The following is a 19788-nucleotide window of genomic DNA, read 5'->3' as shown; positions in this document are numbered from 1 at the left end:
AATTATCCGTCGAAATAATCAATACATTCAGATGGTATAATACCACCTCTTCGGGGTTTTGGGATGATGGAATTACTTATTTCTATAATCATTGCACCCTTTCAGGGTTTTTACAACGTAAGGAAGGTTATATTTGAGCTATAAAAAGACAATCAGAAATCTCAATATATTTGTAATTAGTGATTTGTGTTAAAGTGGTGCTGTTTTATCAGAGTTGTGATTTATAATTTTAATGCCGAATCTGGGTTTAAAACAATAATAAAACAGCAAAAGGTTCAGTTTATGATTAAACCGAACCTTTTGTATTTTAGAGAATCCCTTATTTTATAGAAACGACTATCCTTTTTTCTTAATCAATTCGTAGTTGACAATCGATAAAACGTAAAAAAAAGAATCAGCAGTAATTTTACCAACAATAATCCCAAGGAAATAATTCCCGGTCAGTATCGGCATCCAATACATGCAAAAGGGGCGAACAAAAAAGAAATCCAAAGCTGCTGGATAACCAAACTCGAGAAATAAATTCCGAATTAAGTACATGATTCCCTTTAGAGTCGTTTTCTCATGGTGAAGTTTATGTGTTTTATAGGATCTGTAAATCATGACACCATAAAACGCAAAATATTCGGCAAATGTAATTATATATGCCGTGGTCAATCCACTAAAAATTCTGCTGAATTGTGACGCAAGCAATGCTGCGCTTGTGGCTGCAAGCTCTGAATATTTATAGCGGTCAAACCACTCTTTAAAATTCGATTTATTGAACATATTTTTTTTTTTATAATTTAGACAGCAATTCCTAAACGGGATTTAAATTCTTTTTTACCCTTTGCAGTTACAATGAGTGCTCTTGAGTCTTTGGTTTTACGAAGCCAATCCTCGTGTAACATTTTATCAAGTAATGCCGTGGCAAGTGAACCAGCTATATGAGGTCTTCTTTCACTCCAATCCAAACAAGGTCGAAGGAAAGAACGCTTTTGTTGTTTTAAAACGGTTAATGGAATTCCAAATTCAGTAAACCATTTTTCACCTTCAGGACTTATTTCTAATCCTCCAGAGGTGTCAATCAATAACTGTTGCTGCAATAAACTATCTGTTAGAGCCACACCTACTTTTCCTGCCAAATGATCATAACAAGTTCTGCAATGTTTTATATCAGAGACTTTTTCGGTTTTGTTTTTTTTGGTACTTATAGATGGTGGTACCAGACTTATCATGGCTTCAATGGCATATGCAATTTCTTTTCTGGCAAAGCGGTAGTATTTATGTCTCCCCTGACTTTCTACCACCAATAAGTTTGCCTGTACTAATTTAGTTAAATGCATACTGATATTCTGTGGGGAAGTACTAACGGTAATGGCCAATTCAGTTGCTGTAAAGGCTTTCCCTTCTAGTAAAGTCCACATTATGGTTGCCCTTGTTGGGTCACCTATAAGAGTAGCGATTTGTTTAAATTGATTTTCCATTTATAGAGGTCGACAGTTAAGTGCAAAATGAAGTGTTAGGAGGTAAAGGTAATTATCTTTGTAAAATAATTTAGATCACATGACAACAACTTTATTTTTACAGTCGGAAATTGAAGATCCCTATGGTCTTTATAAAACGATGATTGCCCAGAATCCCGTTTATTGGGACAAGGAAAACCAAATTTGGGCGCTCTATTCGTATGATGCCTGTGTATCAGTTCTCAATAGTACTTTGGCTCACATTCCAGAGATTAACCCAAACAACGAGCAGGGTTTAAACGACAGTGCTTTAGAAATATCGAATCAGTTGGCACGGTTGAGTAATGGAATTAAGCATGATATCTCAAGGGAAGTGGCTATGCTTTTATTTTCTAATATGAATGCCGTGGCCACTAACAAAATTCTAGAAGAGTTGCTAGAGAGTAGAGAAAACAAATCTGAATTGAATTGGGTAAATTCTGTTTGCAAACAATTGCCTGTGTTGGTGGTTTTGAAAAGTTTTGATTTTAATGATAAAGATTCCCTTTTTATTTCTGAAAACATAGAACAACTTACCAAAATAATGCTGCCAAACAAAACTCAAATGCAGGTGGATGCTATCAATACAATTGCAAAGGAGATTTATGAAATTGCCGAAAAACACTTAGTTGCTTCTGCTTTTTATACTATTTTAGAGAAAACACTTTTTGAAAAATATCAAATAAGTGCAAAAGAAATTTTGTCATTGTGTGTGAGTAATATAATTGGGTTGTTCATTCAAAGTTATGATGCCGGACGAGGGCTTTTGAGTAATGCTTTGCTGCAAATACTTAATAAGAATCATTCCCTTTTGAAGTTAGCGATCGAAAGAGATTGGATGCAAAGTGCCATAATAGAATCATTGAGATTTGATCCACCTATTCATACCACACGTAGGGTTGCAGTAGGAGATATTGTTCTGAACGATATGGTAATCAAAAAAGGAGACAAAATAGTTTTAGTACTTGCCTCTGCCAATCGGGACGTAAATCAGTTTTTAAATCCTGAAAATTTCGATCCAACACGTGTTAATAATGGAGAGCATTTAACCTTTGGTATTGGAGGGCATGGATGTTTGGCTAAACATTTTTCGATACGATTAGCTACCGATACTTTACTGTATTTATTTGAACAATATAAAAATGTCTCGCTTCTAGATGAAAATATTGAATATGAACCCTTATCGAATGCTAGGCTACCTAAGAATATTTTAATTTCAATTTAATAAAAAAAACTATGATTGCAGTAATTTTTGAAGTAATCCCTAGTGAGGGAAAAAAAGCAGAATATTTAGAAATCGCTTCCCAATTAAGACCTGAATTGGATAAAATTGATGGATTTATTTCTATTGAAAGGTTTCAGAGTTTGAACGATCCGGAAAAAGTTTTGTCTTTGTCATTTTGGAAAGATGAAGAAAGTATCCAACAATGGAGGAGTCTTGAAATGCATCGTTGGGCACAATCCAAAGGTAGAGATGGTATATTTAAAGACTATCACCTTCGAATAGCAGAGGTAAAACGTGATTATGGAATGTTTGATAGAAATGAAGCTCCAAAAGACAGTAAAACATTTCACTTTAAAAATCAGAAGTGATTTTATATTGATTTTAAACATGGATTCAGCAATAGAATTTGGTATTTATAATTCTTCTTGCTGAATCTGTTCTTAATGCTTTTTAGAGAAATATTTATTTTTGGCAACAGCCAATAAAGTTATAATAAGAATAATGAAATAAATAGAAGTGAGTACACTCTTTAAAACCGAAAAAGCACTTGTAATTTGAACTTGCAATACGCTAACGTTTGGGTAATCTCTCAACATATTTATAATCCCAATATTTTCACCATAATCAAATAATCCCGAAAATAAAGGAATCAAACACAAATAGAATAGCGGACTGTCTAACCTTTCTAGTTTGTTTAGAAAATAGGCGAGTACTAGACAAGAACTAATTCCAAAAAGAGCGGGATATGTTAGATCTAACGGAAGTTGATGATATAAATAGGCATGTCGCCCTTGTATTCCCAAGGTATTGAAAAGTGTGTTGACATAATGAAAATCATAACCCGTAGGCATCATATCCAAGATTTTCATACCTCCCGAATGATGCATTACTTCGGGGATAGTAATAATGAGCATGGTGGCATAAACTATGTTGGCTAGTATAAAAAGCAATAACACTTTTTTGCCGCTTATGTTTTTCTGGATAAGATCTTTCATTTCTTTAATTAATCAAATAAATCCGAAGACAAATAGCGATCTCCACGATCACAGATAATGGCAACTACAACTCCGGATTCCAATTGGTTTGCAATTTTTACGGCTACCGCTACCGATCCTCCGCTGCTCATTCCTGCAAAAACACCTTCTTCCAGTGCTAATCTTTTGGTCATTTCTCTGGCTTCTTTTTCGCTGACATCAATGGTAATATCTACTTTTGAGGGATCAAAAATTTTAGGTAAATATTCTTGCGGCCATTTTCTAATACCTGGAATTTGAGAGCCTTCACTAGGTTGTGCCCCAATGATTTGAATGTTTGGGTTTTTCTCTTTCAAGTAAGTTGAGGTTCCAATAATCGTTCCCGTTGTTCCCATAGCCGATACAAAATGTGTTATGGTTCCGTCGGTATCATTCCAGATTTCGGGGCCTGTGGTTTTGTAGTGGGCTTTCCAGTTGTCATCATTTGCAAACTGATTCAGCATCACATAACCACCTTCGGCCACTTTCTTATCGGCATAATCTCGGGAACCTATTATTCCTAAACTGGCAGGCGTCTGGATTACCGTTGCCCCATAAGCTTGCATGGTTTGCGTACGCTCGATGGTAGAATCTTCGGGTAATACCAATTCGATTTCTATTTGGAATAACTGCGCTATCATGGCCAAAGCAATACCTGTATTGCCACTGGTCGCTTCAATTAATTTGTCTCCTTTTTTGATGTCTCCTCTTTCGACTGCCGATGCAATCATATTGTAGGCAGCACGATCTTTTACACTACCTCCAGGATTGTCTCCTTCGAGTTTTAATAAAAGTTTTACATTTTTATTTTTAATCAAACGAGTTGTTTCTACCAATGGAGTATTCCCGATTAATTCTACTAATTTATAGGTCTTCATTTTGTTTTTTCTCTTTTATTTTGACTTCAGTTGTGGTGGTGTTCAATACAATTGAATCCGCAGGAATGGACTTGGTTATCCATGAATTTCCTCCTACAATACTGTTTTTCCCAATAATTGTGGTACCACCCAAGATGGTTGCATTGGCATAAAGACAAACGTTTTTCTCTACTGTAGGATGTCTTTTGGAGTTTTTCATGTCTTTGCTCACGCTCAAAGCTCCTAAAGTTACTCCTTGGTATATTTTTACATTTTTTTCGATAACGGTGGTTTCGCCAATTACGATTCCAGTAGCGTGATCGATAAAGAAAGGCGAAGCAATGGTAGCACCTGCGTGAATATCTGTACCCGTAATACGATGAGCATATTCGCTCATTAATCTCGAAAAAAGCATTAAATCCAACAAATACAATTCATGACTCAGTCTATAAATTGCTATGGCATAAAACCCTGGATAAGCAAGGTAAATCTCCTCAATTCCGTTGGAAGCAGGGTCGTTTTCTAAGATATATGAGGCGTCTTTATTCAGATTTTCGAGTACGGTTGGGAGTTTTTCTAAAAAACGATCCCAAGCAAACTCACATAAATCTTGTGGTTTTTTGCAGGCAATAGCCGCTATTTCTTTAAATTGTTTTTCTAAGGCATCAATACTTTCGTTTAGTGGTGCATTAGAATCAAATAAAGTGTAAAATAATTTCTCGGTAAAGGCTTCTGTTTTGGTCTTGATGCTATAATTTATAGAAAAATGACTTTTTAAAGCACTAATATTGTGGACAATCAGATCCTTGGTCATGATTATTAAATTGAATTGTTATTTTGAAGGGATAAAAGTAAGGCGTTTTTCAGAAAAAATAACAACGTTTGACTAAAGAATTAGGTTAATTGTTCTTGAAATAAATGGGTTTAAAAAGATATAACATAATTGTAATTTTTTTGGAATTATATCACACAATTTATAAATGACTAATAGTTTTCTCTACTATAGGTCCCATCACCTGATACCCTTCTTTATTGGGATGAACACCATCTTGAGAATAAATAGATTTTAACCCTTTTCGATCATCTACCATAGCCGAAAAATAATCGACATAGGCAATGTCATTTGCTTTGGCATATTTTTGAATCATTTTATTGAGTGCTGCAATTTTATCGGCTGGCTCAAGACCGGATTTCCAAGGATAATCATACGCAGGAAGAACAGAACAAAGAATCACTTTTATACCATTTGCTTTGGCCAATTCGCACGTAGAAACGAGATTTCCCAGAATCATTTCGAGTGTCGTAGGGCCAGTGTTTCCTGCAATATCATTGGTTCCTGCCAAAATAACAACAATTTTTGGTTTCAGTTCAATAACATCAGCTCTAAAACGGAGGAGCATTTGTGGGGTGGTTTGACCGCCGATCCCTCGAGTGATATAGGTTTTCCCGATGAAAAAATCGGGATATACGGTTCCCCAGCCTTCGGTAATGGAATCGCCAAAATACACTATCCTTTTTTCTCCCGATGCAGGAGGAGCAACGAGCATATTTTCGTTTTTGTATTTGTTTAAATTTGCCCAGTCTTGTGCTTTTGTTTTTCCCGCCATAATAATTGTCAACAGTAGTATTAGGTATCTAGAATTTAATTTTCTCATTTGGGTATCAATTTCTTGAACGATAATTTTAAATCATTGTTGTTCGATTAAATTCTAAGATAAGTTTTATTTTGTGTTATTTTCTCGCTAAGTTGCCAAGACGCAAAGCGATGTGTTATTTTTCTTTGCGACTTTGCGTCTTTGCGAGAAATTTTAAAAATTAAGAGGGTTATTTATTTGTCTATTAAAAGCGACTTAAATTAAGTTTTTAATTGAATGTTTGAAAATCGTTACCGTGCAAGAATACTTTTAAATAATCTTAAATTGAATAAAATTACTCTTTTACTCGTTTGTATTTTTCAACGATTGTTCGGTCAACTCCAAGTTTTTCTACTTTTTCAATGCCTTTTTGTGTAAGGGTGTCATTTTGTATTGAAACTTTAAATTCAAATTTATTGTTTTCCCATTCTCTGTCAATGAAGTATTCTAAATATTCGGTATAGGTATCATTGATCAAAGTGTATTTTCCTGCTCCAGCCGTGAATTTCGGATTAGGCTCTTTACCCATTGTTAAGTCGTGTTGAAAAAAGGAAAAGTGAGTTGGATTAATGATTTTTATCATTTTGACTTTCGGATCAAAAGTAGAAAAAGTCGAATCTTTCTCTGTCCTTGTCGCCGAAATGAGCTCCCAAGTTCCAATAATGGGCAAGCCACTTTGTTGAGTTTTGTTTTGGTTAACACTACAGGAAAAGCAGATTATTGCAATAAAAAACAGGGGTAGTTTGATGTTCATTTTTAGTTTTAATTATGGAAAATTATAAAAAAACTAAAATACAATTTATTTCTCCATTTTAGATTTGTTTCAAAATATTTTCTTTCAAGAATAGAAGGACCAAAATTGACAAAGGGATACAAGGAAAGAAAATGACTGAAATTGTGGGAAGTAAAAGCGCTGTTTTTAAGGAGTTTTCCTTGGGAATTATAAACTTCCAATTTGCAGATAAAGAAGCAATTAAAATAAAGCCACAGATTACTTCGTCTATTCGCTATCGATTGGGTTACGGATTAAAAAAAAATAAAAAATCCGTGGATCGAAGCTCAATGAAGTCAATTCTGTGACAATACTTTTTAAAAACTAAAAACTAAAAACTAAAAGCTAAAAACTAAATTCTACTGTTTCTTCTGGTTTTTCGACACAATTTTCTATGTCGTTGATGAATAGATCAATTTGTTCTTTGGTCACATTGGGCATGCAAATAATGTGTGAGATATCGCCTTCGGTGGCCAATTGCCATTTTGATTTTACTTCCTCAGTCGTTTTAGGAAAAACAACCGTAATAGCATTTGGATTTCTCCATGCAGCAATACCTATACTTTTTAATCTTTGTTCGCAATATTCGGCTACTTCCAAGCTGTGTAAATAGCGTTTTTTCAATCCTTGAACTCCAAGTTTTTTGATGGCATACCATAAAAACAATGGGCAATGACCGTTTCTAGATCCTGTAATTGTAGTGTCTAAAGAACCAATATAGGATATTCCTTTTGAGATACGGTCTCTGTTAGAACGTTTCGTGATAATAACTCCAGTCGGAATAGGTGATCCTATAAATTTATGCCCGCTGATAGAAATACTATCGGCACCATCTTTAAAGTCAAACGGAAATTTAGGTTCCATAAAAGCACCGTAACTGCCTGATAAGGCCGCATCACAATGGATGTAACTGTCTTGAATGGCCAATCCTCTTAGAATATCCCTAATTTTTGAAACATCGTCTTTGGCTTCTTTCATGGTTGTACCAAAGGTGGTAAGCACAATAGCGGGCTTATGGCGATTCATTTTTAAGGTATTTTCAAAATCGACATAATCGATCTCCCCATTTTCTTGGGAACGAATAACGATGCTCGGAATGTTAAGCAAATGAATGTTTTTGCGGACACTATAATGAGTCGATTCCGAGTAGTACACCATTGCTTTTGGGTATAATTCTCGAGCCAGATACAAACCGTATAAATTACTTTCGGATCCGCCATTGGTTACGTAGCCCCAATAATCTTTTGGATTGGCACGAAATAATTTGGCGAAAAAGGCAACGACTTCTCTTTCGAGTTCATGGGTTTGTACTTTATAGGTGCAATCTTCAAAAGGATCTCCCAAATTGTTGATGGGGTATTTCAAGAAATGGTTGATTTCTGAATAGTCAAAATCTTTGGATACTGGATAACCCAAGAAATTATCTCTTGCGTTTTCTATATATTGATTCAAATCGAATAAACGTTGATTGTCTTGTTCGGATAATGATTCTGAAATGGTTTTCATGGTATTTAATTTTATGGTAAAAGTAGTTTTAAAGATTTAAAATGCTGTATATTAATTGATATTCAGAATATAATTCTAATTTTGTTTAAAATTTCAGTTTTATATTATTGAAATCATTAATTCGTATTTTCTAAACCATATAATTATTCTGAACATGGATGCCATTGATAAAAAAATTTTGATGCTTTTGCAACAAGATGCAAAGCTAAACACCAAAGAAATAGCCGAAAAAGTAGGGTTGTCAGTTTCCCCCACCTTTGAACGAATAAAGAAACTCGAGCAAAAAGAGTATATCAAGAAATATGTTGCCTTGCTAGATCCAACCAAAGTAGGTAGATCAATATGTGTGTATTGTCAAGTGACATTGGCGGTACATTCCCGAGAATTGATTGATGATTTTAAACAACACATTCTTGCATTTCCCGAAATTATGGGATGCTATCACGTTTCTGGGAATTATGATTTTTTATTGAAAGTGGCGGTTAATGATATGAATGAATACCAAAAGTTTGTTATAGATAAATTATCGGTTATCAAAGGGATTTCTAATGTACAAAGTTCTTTTGTGATGGAAGAAATAAAAAATGACTTTGCTTATAATTTGTAAAAACCGACTTGCTTTCACAAATCGGTTGGTTATTGAGAGGCTGTTTTTTATTCAAATAAACCTTCGATACTCAAATAGCGTTCTCCAGTGTCGTAGCAAAAAGTAAGTACTTTGGCATCTGACGGAATCTCCTTTAGTTTTTTGGCAACTGCCGCCAAGGAAGCTCCCGAAGAAATTCCTAGAAGAATCCCTTCTTCTTTGGCTGCTCTTTGGGTATATTCAAACGCTTCATCTTTGCTCACTTGTATGACACCATCAAGAATTCCAGTATGTAAATTGGTTGGGATAAATCCAGCTCCAATACCTTGAATAGGGTGGGGTGAAGGAGCACCACCGCTAATAACCGGAGAGGCTTCGGGTTCTACGGCTAAAACTTTTAGGTTTGGGAAGTGTTGTTTTAGTATTTCGGCACAACCCGTGATGTGTCCGCCAGTTCCAACCCCTGTAATCAGGTAATCGATGCCATTTGGAAAGGCTTTTATGATTTCCTGTGCAGTAGTAGTTTTATGAATTTCAATATTGGCTGGGTTGTCAAACTGTAACGGAGACCAAGATTGCGGAATTTCGGCTGTTAATTCTTGGGCTTTTTCTATGGCGCCTTTCATTCCTTTTTCGCGGGGTGTAAGTACAAATTCAGCTCCATAAATGCTCATTAATCGGCGTCTTTCTACCGACATGGATTCTGGCATTACCAAGATTAATCGGTAGCCTTTTACGGCTGCGACCATGGCAAGTCCAATTCCAGTATTTCCAGAAGTAGCTTCGATTATAGTACTGCCTTTTTGCAGTAATCCTTTTTGCTCTGCATCTTCTATCATTGACAAAGCGATTCTGTCTTTGATGCTGGCACCTGGGTTTGCTTTTTCGAGTTTTACCCAAACATTAGCATCGGGACCAAATAATTTATTGATTTTTACGTGTGGCGTATTGCCAATAGTTTCTAATATGTTGTTGTGTAGCATTTTTTTATTTTTATAGTAAATGTACTCTACATTTCAGGAGTAGCAAAATAGAATGCCGATTATTGTTAATTGAAATTTCGATCTTTTGGATTAAAAAAAATCCGTTTTGCTCTCACAAAACGGATTGATTATTTTTCAAGTCTGCAAACTGCGACTGAACACTGAATACTACAAATGAATCACTTCTCCATAAGCATCGGCAACGGCTTCCATTACCGCTTCACTCATTGTTGGGTGAGGGTGAATAGATTTTAGGATTTCATGTCCAGTAGTTTCTAGTTTACGCGCTACAACAGCCTCAGCAATCATATCTGTAACACCAGCACCAATCATGTGACATCCTAACCATTCGCCATATTTGGCATCAAAAATTACTTTTACAAAACCGTCTGGAGTTCCAGCAGCTTTTGCTTTTCCTGAAGCTGAGAATGGGAATTTACCAATTTTTAATTCGTATCCTTTTTCTTTGGCTTGTTTTTCTGTTAATCCAACAGAAGCGATTTCTGGAGTTGCATACGTACAACCAGGAACGTTTCCGTAATCGATAGGGTCTACATGTAATCCTGCAATTTTCTCTACACAGTTAATACCTTCAGCAGAAGCTACGTGAGCCAATGCTTGACCTGGAGTAACGTCTCCAATCGCGTAATATCCTGGGATATTCGTTTGGTTGTAAGCGTTTACCAAGATTTTATCTTTATCAGTAGCAATACCTACTTCTTCTAATCCTATGTTTTCGATGTTAGTTTTGATTCCAACAGCAGACAATAAAATGTCAGCCTCAAGAACTTCTTCTCCTTTTGCAGTTTTAACAAATGCTTTTACTCCGTTTCCAGTTGTATCAATACGCTCAACTGAAGAGTTGGTCATAATTTTGATACCCGCTTTTTTCAAAGAACGCTCAAATTGTTTAGAGATATCTTCGTCTTCTACAGGAACTACGTTTGGCATAAATTCTACGATGGTTACATCTGTTCCCATTGAGTTGTAGAAATGAGCAAACTCTACTCCAATCGCTCCAGAACCAACAATAATCATAGATTTTGGTTGGGTTGGTAATGTCATTGCTTGACGGTATCCAATTACTTTTACACCATCTTGTGGTAAGTTTGGCAACTCGCGTGAACGGGCTCCAGTAGCAATAATAATGTGATCCGCACTGTATTCAGTAACTTTTCCTTCTTTATCAGTAACGTCTAGTTTTTTTCCGGCTTTTAGTTTCCCAAAACCATCAATAACGTCAATTTTATTTTTTTTCATCAAGAATTGAACTCCTTTGCTCATTCCTTCAGCAACGCTTCTACTTCTGTTTACCACAGCAGGAAAATCTTTGTCGAATTCTTTTACAGTTAGTCCGTAATCTGAAGCGTGTTTTAGATAATCAAAAACTTGAGCCGATTTTAATAATGCTTTAGTTGGAATACATCCCCAGTTTAAACACACACCACCTAGGTTTTCTTTTTCCACTACGGCTACTTTAAATCCTAATTGTGAGGCTCTAATTGCTGTAACATATCCTCCAGGGCCACTTCCTAAAACTATAATATCGTATTTCATTTTGTTTTCTTTTTATTTAAATTATTGTAAAAATGAATTCATAAAAACTCATTTTGTTTTTTTTAAGTTGAAAAATGGAATTGATGACTTTTTCTATTGATTTTTTTGTAACATCTAACTTTGTTTAAAAAAAGCATTTTCCATCTGTATTTTTCTTAGTGAATTGAGATGGCGAAAATAAGAAATATTTATTGAAGAGTAAAAAAAGTGACTCATTATTTAGTTTTTAAAAAAACATAGACAAAGTTGTCTATTTGTGAAAAATTGTTTACTATTGCATTATGAAAAATATTTTAGGGCCTAAAGAAAGAATATTAATAACGGCGTATCAATTGTTTTATACTCAAGGGTATAACGTTACGGGTATTAATCAAATTTTGAAGGAATCAAAAGTGGCCAAAGCAAGTCTTTACACTCATTTTGGTTCTAAAGAGGATTTAGGTATTGAATATGTTAAGAAAGTGAGAACAGATTGGTTTCTTTTATTTGATGATTATTTGAAAGATAATGATACCGCTGTAGCTAAAATTCTTGCCGCTTTTGATTTTTTAGAAAAGACTATAGTTGTCAATGATTTCAAAGGATGTAGATTTTTGAATCTCCTTGCCGAAATTGATCAATCAAGTCCACGTATGCAATTGCAAATAGTCCAACATAAGAATAAGGTTAGGTTGTTTTTTAAAAACACTGTTGCCGAAGTAGAGGGTCAAAATACAAGTACAAGCGATACCATTTATTTGCTTTTTGAAGCGGCTATTATTGAAAGTAAAGTATATCATGATATTTGGCCTATTCTTGCTGCAAAACAAGCCGTTCAAAAAATATTGAATAAAACATCTTAAAATTTTTTGCTTCAAATATAGACAAATCGGTCTATTTTTTATTAATGTAAATACAATTAAAATGAGAAAAATGAATCCAATTGCACTTGAATCAGCTTCCGAAGCTGCAAAATTGACTATGGAAATGGTTAGTAAAAAATTGGGGCGTGTGCCTAATATGTATCAAGTTATGGCAAATTCACCCGCGGTACTCGAAGCATATGTTAAGTATAATGGAGCTTTAGCTATGGGGACTCTAGGTAGTAAAATGGGGGAACTTATCGCACTTGCCACTGCCGAAAGTAATAATTGCTCCTATTGTCTATCTGCTCATAGTTTTTTCGGAAAAAAAATAGGACTTTCTGAGGAAGAAATTTTGGAAGGAAGGAATTTTATTTCTAATGATGTAAAAATGAATGAGGGATTAGCATTTGCAAAAAAAATGCTAGAAACACCAACATTAATTTCAAGTAATGATTTAGAACCATTACGAAAAGCACATTTTTCGGATGGTGAGATTCTAGAAATTGTGGCGCATGTGGTTAGAAATATTTTTACGAATTACATTAATATTATAGCAGAAACCAATGTTGATTGGCCAGAAGTTGTAGTGTCTCTAAAAGTAAAATAAAAATGGATATGATCTACGTAGAAAGAATAGTTGATAAACCTTTTTTTGAAATAATTGACTTGGCAAAGAGTGCAATTACTAAAAACGGATTTTTAGTATTACATGAAATAAATACCACGGAAATAATGATGAAATTTGATTTTGAAATAAAAGAATTAAGACAATTGCTGTTCTTTCATCCTGAATATATGAAGCTAATTCTGGAAATTGATCCTTCGGCTGTTATTAAAGTCCCGTTAAAAATGGTTGTCAGAGAAATTAATGAAAATCAAACAGCAATAATTTGTACAAATCCCATTGATTTGTTTTTGGGTATGGAGAGGTTTCATGATTTGTCTCTAGAATTAAGCGGAAGTACTACAATGATTCTCAAGGATGTTATTAACTAATTCCAAACATAAATATAATAGTTCAATAGCCCCCTCTTTTTGGGAGGAGGGGTTGGGGGGGTGAAGTTAAATAATTGGTCTATATTGTATTTGGTGTAATTATCACATATTTAAAAATCAAACAGATATGCTTTTTGAACTATCTGTTTGATTTTTTATTTGAAAGAAGGTGAATTTTAATTAATAATTTAATTGTATGACTTGAAATATTTAAGAGAAAAATATTGAAGAACATAGCTGAAAATGATTTTTAAAAACTGTCAATATTCGGCGTGACAAACTGTGAATCATACAAGTTTTTATAATATCCTTTTTCTTGGTTTATTAATTCTTGATGCGTTCCTTGCTCTACAATCAACCCTTTGTCCATAACCACAATTTTATCGGCATTCACGATAGTTGCCAATCGATGCGCAATAACAATCGATGTTCTGCCTTTGGTAATGGTCTCGGTAGCACGCTGAATGAGTTCCTCAGAATGTGTGTCGATAGAAGAAGTCGCTTCGTCCAGAATAAGAATGCTTGGGTTACTGACATACGCTCGTAAAAATGCAATTAGTTGTCGTTGCCCGGAGGATAACATTACCCCACGTTCTTTTACGTCGAAATCGTAATCGTCCGGCAAACTCATTATGAATTCATGCACGCCTATTTTTTTGGCTGCAGCCAAAACTTGGTCACGCGAAATATCGGGATTATTGAGTGTGATATTATTGAAAATAGTATCTGCAAAAAGAAAAACATCCTGCAAAACCACCGCAATTTGTTTACGCAAAGTACTCAAAGTATAGTTCTCAATAGTGTGATTGTCTATATATATCGAGCCGCTGTTAATTTCATAAAAGCGATTCAGCAAATTAATAATTGTCGATTTTCCGGCTCCTGTGGAGCCTACTATGGCAATGGTTTGCCCAGCAGTTACTTCAAGATTGATTCCCTTGATGACTTCTTCATCCGGAATATATCCAAATCGAACTTCCTCAAAGCGTATGTCTCCTTGAAATGTAGGTGCTTCAATGGTTCCAGTATCTTGTATTTGATCCTGAGTATCCAGAATATCAAAAACACGGTTGGCAGCAATCATTCCCAATTGCATCTCGTTGAATTTATCAGCAATTTGGCGCAACGGGTTAAATAACATTCCGATGAACATGGTATACGAAAATAAATCCCCAAATGTCGTCGAAGTATCGCCTTCTAAAATGTGAAATCCTCCGTATAAAACGATGAAACCAAGTGTCAATGACGAAATAATATCGGCAATAGGAAAGAAAATCGAGTTGTATAAAATGGTTTTTATCCAAGCTCTATTGTGTTTGTCATTGATTATTCTAAATTTTTCGGCTTCAATATCTTCGCGATGAAACAGCTGAACAATTTTCATACCCGTTACTCTTTCTTGAACAAAGGAGTTCATATTGGCAATTTGAGTTCGTACTTCTTCAAAGGCAACTTGCATCTTTTTTTGAAAAATACGGGTAATAAAGACCAAGACAGGCATAGCCACAATCACGATCCAGGTCAGTTTCCAGTTCATATAAAACATGAAAATAAGTACAACCAACATTTTCATCAAATCACTGATAATCATAAACAATCCTTGGCTAAAAATACGGGCAATGGCCTCAATATCAGATACAGAACGCGTTACGAGTTGACCTACAGGAACATGATCAAAATATTTCATCCTAAAACTCAAGATGTGTTTAAACAGTTTTACCCGAATATCCTTTACAATATCCTGCCCCAACCAGTTGGCCCAATAGACAAAGAAAAATTGCGACAAAACCTCAAGAATAAGAACAAATCCCATTAAGGTAATGTATATTAATAAACCATTTTGATCTTTGGGTTGGATATAACTATCGACAGTTTGTTTCAATAAATAGGGGCGTAGAGCCGCAAAAACCGAAAGTGAAATAGCAAAAATAATCACGCCATTAAAACGCCATTGATAGGGTTTGGTGTATTTTAATATTCTTTTGAATAATCGGGTGTCAAATGCTTTTGCTTTCAAAATTGAATTTATGCGTTAATTGTTATGCGTTAGGTGTTCCTGTAGTCAATCTAAAATCTGTTATCTCTTCGTCTATTCTCTATTTTCTATTCTCTATAATTCTATTTTCTCAAAATCATACTCTATTTTGGTTAAATATAACCCATGTGCCGGAACCGAAAAACCAGCTTTGTCTCTGTTTTTACTTTCTATTATCGTTTCAAAATCGGCTAATGTAATTTTATGTAAACCTATATTTATCAAAGTTCCTACAATAGAACGAACCATATTTCTTAAAAAGCGATTGGCCGAAATGGTGAAAATTAATTTGTTATTTTCGTATTTCCAATAGGCTTCAAATATACTACAATCAAAGGTGTTTACGTCGGTATTTACTTTAGAAAAGCATTGAAAATCGGTATGGTTTAATAATGATTTTGCGGCTTCATTCATTAAATCCAAATCCAGTTTTTGATGAAAGTACCAGCTTTGTTCCTGAAGAAATGCATCTTTAATGGTGTTTATGTGGTATTCGTAGGTTCTTTTTGTCGCATCAAAACGAGTGTGTGCTTCATTGGTAACAGGGAAAATAGCATACACAACAATATCTTTTGGCAAAAAAGAATTGAGTTTGTGTAGTATATTCGGAATGTCAAAAGGGGTTTCAAAATCAAAATGGGCGTACATTTCTTTGGCGTGAACTCCCGTATCGGTTCGGCCTGCTCCCATGAGATTAATTTCGGAATTGAGAATAGTCGAAAACGCTTTGTTCATCGTTTCTTGTACAGAGGCTGCATTGGGTTGGTATTGCCAACCGTGGTACTGGGTTCCGTTGTATGCTAGTTTTATAAAATACCTCAAGGTCGAATTTTAGAATTTAGTCCCGATAGCTATCGGGATAGATTTCAAATTATTTGGATTGAAATCAAATTGAATGTTTACAGAAGCAAAGATACTTATTAATTTTTTTGCCTCGAATACGCTTTGAAGTAAAGTTTTTTGAATTGAAAACTTATTTTTATTTAAAGCTAGAATGTCTATTTTTGTCGAAATGTCATAGCCCTGATAGTAGTGGAAATCCTTTTCTATTTTTCCTTTAAAAATAGAAAAGATTGAAGCGGATAGCAGGATTAGCTCCTGAAAATATGAAAAAAATCCTCCTCCTTTCCGATACTCACAGTCATATAGATGATACTATTTTAAAATATGTTGATCAGGCTGACGAGGTTTGGCACGCTGGAGATATTGGAGATTTGATAGTTACGGATGCGATAAAGAAGCTAAAACCTTTGCGTTGTGTGTATGGAAATATTGATGATGCAAAAGCGCGATTAGAGTTTCCGCTGCACAACCGTTTTTTCTGCGAAGGCGTAGATGTCTGGATTACACACATAGGCGGTTATCCTGGGAAATACAACCAAGCTCTGAAAGCTGAAATGGCTACGAATCCTCCAAAGTTGTTTATTTGTGGACATTCTCATATTCTAAAAGTGATTTTTGATAAAAAGCATAATTTGTTGCACATGAATCCGGGAGCGGCTGGAAAAAGTGGTTTTCATCAGGTGAGAACGATGCTTCGTTTTGTAATTGATGGAGATAAAATAAAGGATTTGGAAATTATAGAAATAGGGAAGAAATAGTGATTATTTAGTGATTAGCTTTAAGGGATTGACTTTTGTAATTGATAGCTAAAATTTTTCTTGAATAATTATACGTTTTGGGATGGCTAACCGCTAATTACTTTTACTAATCACTAACAGTTACAATAAATTTGGTCTTTATTTGGTTAAAATTGGGGTTTTTAAGGTAATTGTTGTTCCAGTATTAAGAATAGAATTGATAATGAATTCCCCTTTCATGTTGTTTATTCTGGCTCTAATTTGATTGATGCCAAAGCCTTCTTTTAACTCGAATTCATTGTTGACAAAGCCATTTCCATTATCTGTAACCACAATAAGAAGGTTATTGTTGATTTCTTCTAAAGCTATTTTTGCATTAGTGGCCTGACTGTGTTTTATAATATTGTTCAGTAACTCGGTAACGATAAAATAAAGTTTCATTTCAAACTCTGCGTTGTAGCGTTTTTTTATTAGGACAAGACTGTTGAATTCTATTTTTATGTTTGAATTCGAATTTTTTTCACATAAATCTTCTAAGCCATAAAGCAATCCAAATCGAACTAAAAGGGATGGCATAAGTTCGTGGGATAAATTTCTAATTTGATTGTGGGCTTCTTCCAGTATTGTTTTGGTTTTTATTATTTCTTCTGGTTGTAGAAGACTTTTTGCGGTAAAAACTTTGAGATGTATCCCTGCCGATGAAAGTAAGGAACTAATATTATCATGTAAAAAAGAGGCTATTTTTTTTCGTTCTAATTCTTGTCCGTCTATAGAGGCATTAATGATGTTTTGCTGTATTTTACTTTGTAAATCATTAAGGTTATTTTTTTCTTTTAGACGCAAATTTTGAATAAAGTAGTAGAAAAATATAAATGCAGATATGAGAAGTAAAAAAACAACAATTACAATTTTTTTGTTTCTAGATTGTTCTTCAATAAGTTTGAATTGTCTTGCCCTATATTGAGATTCAATTTTATCTATTTCCCTTTTGTATTGATCTACTTCTAAATTTACTCCAACAATATTTGCTTTTTTGAGTTTCTCTTCGATATGAAGTTCCTCATTAATTTTGTTGTAAAGCCGAAGGTTTTTAAAAGCGTTTTTATAGGCTCCAATTTTATTTAAAAAATTTGAATATTCTAAATAGGAATATGCTAAATCTGATTTTTCATTTCCTGCATTTCCCTCTTTAATCGCTAGATTGAAATATTTCGAGGCTTTTTTATTGTCGTTTTTATTGTTGTAGTAGATTCCGTTGAGCATGTTTAGGGCAACAATGGTAGATTCGTCTCCATGAATGGACTGATATTTATTGACATGCTCTAAATAAGAAAAACCGTCATCGTATTTATTAATGTCAAAATAAGCCCAAGCAATATTAAGATTGGTAAGTAATATTTGATCCGTATCATGGATTTTTTGACTGATAATTAATGATTTCTTGTAATAATAGATGCCTTTGTCATACTGTTTTTTGTCAAAACAATAAATGTTTCCTAAGTTGTTGTAAAACTGATTTTTTAAAATATTATTATTGGTTTTCTTAGCGTAAGAAAGTCCTAGATTGTAATAAAATAAAGCCTTTGTTGGCTCTGTTAATTCGTCAAAGTTTGCCGCAATGATTAGGTAAGAATTGGCAATTAAGTCTGAATTTTTTATGTCACTAGCTTGCTCTAGGGCAACTCTAGATTTTAATAATGATTTTTCATAGTCATCATTATTCAGTTCTGTGCTAGCATCGTTTATTAACAAAATGATTTGTTTTTTAGTAAACGTTTTTTTCTGAGCAAAAGAACTTTCGCTAACAAAAAAAACAAGAATGAATGGCAATAAAAAAAAGAATCGATTTTGAAACATAAATGAGCTCAATCAGTAAAAAGAAATAAGGTTGGTTGCTAGACGGTAATTGGTTTAAGAAAAAACTAAATGGTTGTTCATTGCGTATTTAACAATCCCTATAGTGTTTTTTGCTTTTAATTTTTTTATGATATTTTTTCTATGCGTTTCAACAGTATTTATGCTAATAAATAGTTGATCGCTTATTTCCTTTCCGCTAAATTCTAGTGCAATCAAGATGATGATTTCTATTTCACGCTCTGTCAACAAAGGATTTACGTTGGGTTTGTAGGCGTTTAGCTTAGGGTTATTTTTAATAGCTTTATTAAATATTTTTTCACGTATCGATTCGCAAAAATATTCTTCTCCATTTGCTACTGCCTGTACCGCTTCAATGATGTTTTCTCCTGCACATTGCTTTGTTAAATAACCGCTTACTCCAAGATCCATGATTTCCTTTATTAGTTTTAAATCATCATAGCTAGAAAGAATAATGACTTTGCATGGAAAACCTTTTTCGGCAAATTCTTTTACCACTTCAATTCCGTCTTTTTCGGGCATGCTTATGTCTAGTACAAGAATATCTGCATTATTGTTTGTGACATCGTCAAAAATAGTGGTTCCGTTTAATGAAAAACCCACGACTTCAAAATTAGGTACAGTATTGAGTAATGTTTGAATTCCGTGGATAATTATTTTATGATCATCTGCTAGATGAATTCTGGTATTTTTTGTCATGTTTTCTTGAGCTGGTTTTCAAATTTATGAAAAATATGATCTTTAATAGTTGTGTTTCGGTATTTTTTTAAAAAATAATCGTTCTTTTCTGTAACAAAAAAACCCGAACTGTTACATTCGGGTTTTCTTCGCACATTAATA

At 34.2% G+C, this 19788-nt stretch carries 21 protein-coding genes; 7 read left to right on the top strand and 14 right to left on the bottom strand.

Features of this window, described 5'->3' with window-relative positions; genetic code table 11:
- Positions 1 to 336 precede the first annotated feature (336 nt).
- Together FNW52_RS04850 and FNW52_RS04845 are read right to left on the bottom strand one after the other, a co-directional pair.
- Complete coding sequence (locus FNW52_RS04850; RefSeq protein WP_143376339.1) at positions 337 to 768, bottom strand: hypothetical protein; 432 nt, start codon at positions 766 to 768, stop codon at positions 337 to 339.
- Positions 769 to 785: 17 nt separating this feature from the next.
- Positions 786 to 1466 carry a helix-turn-helix transcriptional regulator gene (locus FNW52_RS04845; protein ID WP_143376338.1) on the bottom strand — a complete coding sequence of 227 codons (681 nt, stop codon included), beginning with the start codon at positions 1464 to 1466 and terminating at the stop codon, positions 786 to 788.
- 79 nt (positions 1467 to 1545) lie between these two features.
- Between FNW52_RS04845 and FNW52_RS04840 the strand changes: the two genes are divergently transcribed.
- Together FNW52_RS04840 and FNW52_RS04835 are read left to right on the top strand one after the other, a co-directional pair.
- Positions 1546 to 2709: a cytochrome P450 gene (locus FNW52_RS04840; RefSeq protein ID WP_143376337.1), complete on the top strand. Its 1164-nt coding sequence runs from the start codon at positions 1546 to 1548 to the stop codon at positions 2707 to 2709.
- Between the two features lie 11 nt (positions 2710 to 2720).
- Entirely contained in the window at positions 2721 to 3077 is a 357-nt protein-coding gene (locus FNW52_RS04835; RefSeq protein ID WP_143376336.1) for an antibiotic biosynthesis monooxygenase, read from the top strand.
- 72 nt (positions 3078 to 3149) lie between these two features.
- Here the strand turns inward: FNW52_RS04835 and FNW52_RS04830 are convergent, their stop codons facing one another.
- The 6 genes from FNW52_RS04830 to FNW52_RS04805 form a co-directional block, all read right to left on the bottom strand.
- Positions 3150 to 3704 carry a hypothetical protein gene (locus FNW52_RS04830; protein WP_143376335.1) on the bottom strand — a complete coding sequence of 185 codons (555 nt, stop codon included), beginning with the start codon at positions 3702 to 3704 and terminating at the stop codon, positions 3150 to 3152.
- Positions 3705 to 3712: 8 nt separating this feature from the next.
- Entirely contained in the window at positions 3713 to 4600 is an 888-nt protein-coding gene (gene cysM / locus FNW52_RS04825; RefSeq protein WP_143376334.1) for a cysteine synthase CysM, read from the bottom strand.
- Positions 4587 to 5393, bottom strand: coding sequence for a serine O-acetyltransferase (locus tag FNW52_RS04820; RefSeq protein ID WP_143376333.1), 807 nt, complete (start codon positions 5391 to 5393; stop codon positions 4587 to 4589). The genes cysM and FNW52_RS04820 overlap by 14 nt, the downstream gene beginning before the upstream one ends.
- A gap of 160 nt (positions 5394 to 5553) precedes the next feature.
- Positions 5554 to 6234, bottom strand: coding sequence for an SGNH/GDSL hydrolase family protein (locus FNW52_RS04815; RefSeq protein WP_185965921.1), 681 nt, complete (start codon positions 6232 to 6234; stop codon positions 5554 to 5556).
- A gap of 274 nt (positions 6235 to 6508) precedes the next feature.
- Positions 6509 to 6967, bottom strand: a complete 459-nt coding sequence (locus FNW52_RS04810; RefSeq protein WP_143376332.1) for a hypothetical protein — start codon at positions 6965 to 6967, stop codon at positions 6509 to 6511.
- Positions 6968 to 7330: 363 nt separating this feature from the next.
- Positions 7331 to 8491 (bottom strand): histidine decarboxylase, encoded by a 1161-nt coding sequence (locus tag FNW52_RS04805; RefSeq protein ID WP_143376331.1) that lies wholly within the window; start codon positions 8489 to 8491, stop codon positions 7331 to 7333.
- A gap of 154 nt (positions 8492 to 8645) precedes the next feature.
- Here FNW52_RS04805 and FNW52_RS04800 point away from each other — a divergent pair, with 154 nt between their 5' ends.
- Positions 8646 to 9098, top strand: coding sequence for an Lrp/AsnC family transcriptional regulator (locus tag FNW52_RS04800; protein ID WP_143376330.1), 453 nt, complete (start codon positions 8646 to 8648; stop codon positions 9096 to 9098).
- A gap of 47 nt (positions 9099 to 9145) precedes the next feature.
- On the opposite strand, the gene cysK is transcribed toward FNW52_RS04800, so the two are convergent.
- Together cysK and lpdA are read right to left on the bottom strand one after the other, a co-directional pair.
- Complete coding sequence (gene cysK / locus FNW52_RS04795; protein WP_143376329.1) at positions 9146 to 10060, bottom strand: cysteine synthase A; 915 nt, start codon at positions 10058 to 10060, stop codon at positions 9146 to 9148.
- 168 nt (positions 10061 to 10228) lie between these two features.
- The gene (gene lpdA, locus FNW52_RS04790) at positions 10229 to 11617 is read right to left on the bottom strand and encodes a dihydrolipoyl dehydrogenase (RefSeq protein ID WP_143376328.1); all 1389 of its coding nucleotides are present in this window, start codon (positions 11615 to 11617) and stop codon (positions 10229 to 10231) included.
- A gap of 281 nt (positions 11618 to 11898) precedes the next feature.
- On the opposite strand from lpdA, the gene FNW52_RS04785 reads away from it, so the two are divergent.
- From FNW52_RS04785 to FNW52_RS04775, 3 genes are all read left to right on the top strand, one after another.
- Positions 11899 to 12459, top strand: a complete 561-nt coding sequence (locus FNW52_RS04785; RefSeq protein ID WP_143376327.1) for a TetR/AcrR family transcriptional regulator — start codon at positions 11899 to 11901, stop codon at positions 12457 to 12459.
- A gap of 70 nt (positions 12460 to 12529) precedes the next feature.
- On the top strand, positions 12530 to 13069 hold the full coding sequence (locus FNW52_RS04780) for a carboxymuconolactone decarboxylase family protein (protein ID WP_221933382.1): 540 nt from the start codon (positions 12530 to 12532) through the stop codon (positions 13067 to 13069).
- A 2-nt stretch (positions 13070 to 13071) separates the two neighbouring features.
- Positions 13072 to 13458, top strand: coding sequence for a DUF302 domain-containing protein (locus tag FNW52_RS04775; RefSeq protein WP_143376325.1), 387 nt, complete (start codon positions 13072 to 13074; stop codon positions 13456 to 13458).
- A 250-nt stretch (positions 13459 to 13708) separates the two neighbouring features.
- Here FNW52_RS04775 and FNW52_RS04770 read toward each other — a convergent pair whose 3' ends face one another.
- Both FNW52_RS04770 and truA read right to left on the bottom strand, forming a co-directional pair.
- Positions 13709 to 15475 (bottom strand): ABC transporter ATP-binding protein, encoded by a 1767-nt coding sequence (locus FNW52_RS04770; RefSeq protein WP_143376324.1) that lies wholly within the window; start codon positions 15473 to 15475, stop codon positions 13709 to 13711.
- Positions 15476 to 15568: 93 nt separating this feature from the next.
- A complete protein-coding gene (gene truA / locus FNW52_RS04765) occupies positions 15569 to 16315 on the bottom strand; it encodes a tRNA pseudouridine(38-40) synthase TruA (protein WP_143376323.1) in 747 nt (248 codons plus the stop codon).
- Positions 16316 to 16599: 284 nt separating this feature from the next.
- On the opposite strand from truA, the gene FNW52_RS04760 reads away from it, so the two are divergent.
- Positions 16600 to 17094, top strand: coding sequence for a metallophosphoesterase (locus FNW52_RS04760; RefSeq protein WP_143376322.1), 495 nt, complete (start codon positions 16600 to 16602; stop codon positions 17092 to 17094).
- A gap of 138 nt (positions 17095 to 17232) precedes the next feature.
- Here the strand turns inward: FNW52_RS04760 and FNW52_RS04755 are convergent, their stop codons facing one another.
- Complete coding sequence (locus FNW52_RS04755; protein WP_255515491.1) at positions 17233 to 18825, bottom strand: tetratricopeptide repeat-containing sensor histidine kinase; 1593 nt, start codon at positions 18823 to 18825, stop codon at positions 17233 to 17235.
- Positions 18826 to 18984: 159 nt separating this feature from the next.
- On the bottom strand, positions 18985 to 19647 hold the full coding sequence (locus FNW52_RS04750; RefSeq protein WP_143376320.1) for a response regulator transcription factor: 663 nt from the start codon (positions 19645 to 19647) through the stop codon (positions 18985 to 18987).
- Between the last annotated feature and the right edge of the window lie 141 nt (positions 19648 to 19788).

The organism is Flavobacterium sp. ZT3R18, from assembly GCF_007097385.1.
Classification (GTDB): domain Bacteria; phylum Bacteroidota; class Bacteroidia; order Flavobacteriales; family Flavobacteriaceae; genus Flavobacterium.
Note: the sequence above shows the minus strand (reverse complement) of the source record. Positions and strands in the feature narration are given on the sequence as shown.

What these genes read in the sequence shown, in the direction of transcription:
- FNW52_RS04850 (WP_143376339.1), bottom strand. Translation starts at nt 768, where the DNA reads ATGTTCAATAAATCGAATTTTAAAGAGTGGTTTGACCGCTATAAATAT.
- FNW52_RS04845 (WP_143376338.1), bottom strand. Translation starts at nt 1,466, where the DNA reads ATGGAAAATCAATTTAAACAAATCGCTACTCTTATAGGTGACCCAACA.
- FNW52_RS04840 (WP_143376337.1), top strand. Translation starts at nt 1,546, where the DNA reads ATGACAACAACTTTATTTTTACAGTCGGAAATTGAAGATCCCTATGGT.
- FNW52_RS04835 (WP_143376336.1), top strand. Translation starts at nt 2,721, where the DNA reads ATGATTGCAGTAATTTTTGAAGTAATCCCTAGTGAGGGAAAAAAAGCA.
- FNW52_RS04830 (WP_143376335.1), bottom strand. Translation starts at nt 3,704, where the DNA reads ATGAAAGATCTTATCCAGAAAAACATAAGCGGCAAAAAAGTGTTATTG.
- cysM (WP_143376334.1), bottom strand. Translation starts at nt 4,600, where the DNA reads ATGAAGACCTATAAATTAGTAGAATTAATCGGGAATACTCCATTGGTA.
- FNW52_RS04820 (WP_143376333.1), bottom strand. Translation starts at nt 5,393, where the DNA reads ATGACCAAGGATCTGATTGTCCACAATATTAGTGCTTTAAAAAGTCAT.
- FNW52_RS04815 (WP_185965921.1), bottom strand. Translation starts at nt 6,234, where the DNA reads ATGAGAAAATTAAATTCTAGATACCTAATACTACTGTTGACAATTATT.
- FNW52_RS04810 (WP_143376332.1), bottom strand. Translation starts at nt 6,967, where the DNA reads ATGAACATCAAACTACCCCTGTTTTTTATTGCAATAATCTGCTTTTCC.
- FNW52_RS04805 (WP_143376331.1), bottom strand. Translation starts at nt 8,491, where the DNA reads ATGAAAACCATTTCAGAATCATTATCCGAACAAGACAATCAACGTTTA.
- FNW52_RS04800 (WP_143376330.1), top strand. Translation starts at nt 8,646, where the DNA reads ATGGATGCCATTGATAAAAAAATTTTGATGCTTTTGCAACAAGATGCA.
- cysK (WP_143376329.1), bottom strand. Translation starts at nt 10,060, where the DNA reads ATGCTACACAACAACATATTAGAAACTATTGGCAATACGCCACACGTA.
- lpdA (WP_143376328.1), bottom strand. Translation starts at nt 11,617, where the DNA reads ATGAAATACGATATTATAGTTTTAGGAAGTGGCCCTGGAGGATATGTT.
- FNW52_RS04785 (WP_143376327.1), top strand. Translation starts at nt 11,899, where the DNA reads ATGAAAAATATTTTAGGGCCTAAAGAAAGAATATTAATAACGGCGTAT.
- FNW52_RS04780 (WP_221933382.1), top strand. Translation starts at nt 12,530, where the DNA reads ATGAATCCAATTGCACTTGAATCAGCTTCCGAAGCTGCAAAATTGACT.
- FNW52_RS04775 (WP_143376325.1), top strand. Translation starts at nt 13,072, where the DNA reads ATGGATATGATCTACGTAGAAAGAATAGTTGATAAACCTTTTTTTGAA.
- FNW52_RS04760 (WP_143376322.1), top strand. Translation starts at nt 16,600, where the DNA reads ATGAAAAAAATCCTCCTCCTTTCCGATACTCACAGTCATATAGATGAT.
- FNW52_RS04750 (WP_143376320.1), bottom strand. Translation starts at nt 19,647, where the DNA reads ATGACAAAAAATACCAGAATTCATCTAGCAGATGATCATAAAATAATT.